We start from the raw sequence: 255 nt of genomic DNA on the forward strand, positions 1-255 counted from the left end.
ACTCTGAGAGTTTTGAGGCTTGGCAAAGATTTTTTCAGTACCTACAATCACGAGGACTACAATCACCTAAATTAATCATTTCAGACGCACATAAAGGCCTAAAAAAGGCCATTTCGAAAGAATTTGTAGGGACTACTTGGCAACGCTGCACAGTACATTTCAAACGCAATATCTTTAATCATTTGCCAAAAAAAGACATGGATGATGTGAAAATAGGTTTAAAGAGAATATTTGATGCTGTAAAAGTTGAAGATG

The 255-nt window shown here is 35.7% G+C and carries 1 protein-coding gene; it reads left to right on the forward strand.

The window, feature by feature from the left end:
- A partial coding sequence (locus M3226_RS31960; protein ID WP_251573459.1) for a transposase occupies positions 1 to 255 on the forward strand: 255 nt, incomplete at both ends.

It is taken from the genome of Neobacillus cucumis, from assembly GCF_023715505.1.